Origin of the sequence: Streptomyces viridosporus, from assembly GCF_002078235.1 — a bacterium.
GTDB lineage: Bacteria > Actinomycetota > Actinomycetes > Streptomycetales > Streptomycetaceae > Streptomyces > Streptomyces viridosporus.
Window position 1 is genome coordinate 1 of the sequence record NZ_MSGP01000201.1, and the last position, 1,799, is coordinate 1,799.

At 75.3% G+C, this 1,799-nt stretch carries 2 protein-coding genes and 1 pseudogene; 2 read left to right on the forward strand and 1 reads right to left on the reverse strand.

The features are described from left to right. Positions 1-306: pseudogene (locus tag B7L92_RS14790) on the reverse strand (DUF2293 domain-containing protein); the annotation flags it as partial. A 118-nt stretch (positions 307-424) separates the two neighbouring features. On the opposite strand from B7L92_RS14790, the gene B7L92_RS14795 reads away from it, so the two are divergent. Together B7L92_RS14795 and B7L92_RS14800 are read left to right on the forward strand one after the other, a co-directional pair. Continuing rightward, positions 425-1,057 (forward strand): nucleoside/nucleotide kinase family protein, encoded by a 633-nt coding sequence (locus B7L92_RS14795; RefSeq protein WP_081237960.1) that lies wholly within the window; start codon positions 425-427, stop codon positions 1,055-1,057. A gap of 166 nt (positions 1,058-1,223) precedes the next feature. Continuing rightward, positions 1,224-1,652: a CBS domain-containing protein gene (locus B7L92_RS14800; RefSeq protein ID WP_081237958.1), complete on the forward strand. Its 429-nt coding sequence runs from the start codon at positions 1,224-1,226 to the stop codon at positions 1,650-1,652. Positions 1,653-1,799: the final 147 nt, after the last annotated feature.

Genomic DNA, 1,799 nt, shown 5'->3' on the forward strand with positions numbered 1-1,799 from the left:
GGCCCGGGCCAGCGCCTCCTCCTCCACCAGGACGCCCTGCCGCTCGTACCGGCCCCTGCGCCGGTCGAACCGCACGACCACCGCGGACAGCGTGCTCTCCTCCCGCGCCCTGCGGGTGAGCGCCGTGTCGCCGCGCGGCAGGAAAACGAGATGGCCCAGATCGGCGCAGTCGAGACAGCGCGGCGCGCCGTCCTCCCTCACCAGCAGGGGGAGGGGGCCGCGGCGGCAGCCGGCGCAGTGACGTCCCCTGATCGGCCGGTGGACGACAAGTCCGTTGGGAGGAGGGGGAATTGAGCAGGATTCCATATGTCTTTCCTTCCCCCTCGACCGGACGGGGACCACGTGCCGGGCACCGTGTGCCGCACCCGGTGGGCGTCCGTGCGGCCCGCGCGGCCAGGCCGGCCGTTGACGCATCATGGGCGGTGTGCGACTGGAAGCGATCACCTGGGACCGGCTCGGCGACCTCCTCGCCGAGCGCCTGCTGGAGCTGAGGGCGGCCGACGGCGGTCCCTGGCTGCGGCTCGCCGTCGACGGAGCCCCCGCCGCCCGCCCGGGAGACCTCGCCGAGCGGGTCGCCGAGGCGTTGCGGCTGCGCGGCCGCCCCTCCCTCGTCGTGGGCGCCGAGGGCTTTCTGCGCCCCGCCTCCGTCCGCCTCGAGTACGGACACCGGGACGTGGAGTCCTACTACGGCGGCTGGTACGACACCGGGGCCCTGTGGCGCGAGGTGTTCGGTCCCCTCGAACCCGGCGGGAGCGGACGGGTCCTGCCCGACCTGTGGGACCCCGTCACCGACCGCGCCACCCGCAGCCCCTACGTCCGGCTCCCGCCCGGCGGCGTGCTGGTGCTGCACGGCCCGCTCCTCCTGCGGCACTGGTTCCCCTTCGACCTGACCGTCCACCTCCTCCTCTCCCCGGGCGCCCTGCGCCGCCGCACCCCCGAGGCCGAGCACTGGACCCTCCCCGCCTTCGAACGCTACGAGCGGGAGACGGACCCGGCCGGAACGGCGGACGTGCTGGTGCGGGCCGACGATCCGCGGCACCCGGCATGGCGCGGCTGAGACCGCCGGGACCGCGGGGCCCGGCGGGCCGGGAACTCCGGCCGGACGTCCGGCCCGAGCCGCTTCCTCCGGGTGCCGTCGGCGGGCGGGGCGACGAGAATGAGGGACGCCGGGACTCGCGGTGCGCCCCGTGCCGCGCCGGCCGTCCGGCACCGGGAGGTACTCCATGACCACCGCCGGAGACATCATGCACCGCGGCGCCCAGTGGATCCCCGCCCACGAAACCCTTGACCGCGCCGCCCAGTTGATGCGCGAGTTGAACGTCGGCGCCCTGCCCATCAGCGACGCGAACGAACGGCTGTGCGGCATTCTCACCGACCGCGACATCGTCGTCGGCTGCGTCGCCGTGGGGCACGATCCGGCCCGGGTCACCGCGGGCGACATGGCCCAGGGGACACCGCGCTGGATCGATGCGGACGCCGACATCAGCGAGGTCCTCCAGGAGATGCAGACGCACCGGATCCGCCGGCTTCCCGTCATCCAGGACAAGCGCCTCGTCGGCATGATCAGCGAGGCCGACCTCGCCCGGCACCTGTCGGACGATCAGATCGCCACCTGGGCCGAGAACGTCTACGCCAGGACCACCGCGGGCTGACCGCGGCCCGCCGCACGGGAGACCCGGGCGGGCCGGAGCCGGGTGCGGCCGGCGCGTCCGTCCCCGCCGTCTCCCGGTCACCGGGCGCGGTGCGTCAGGGGAGCACGGGTGGGCGGCCCCCTGTCCGTTCCACCGCCCGCGCACCCG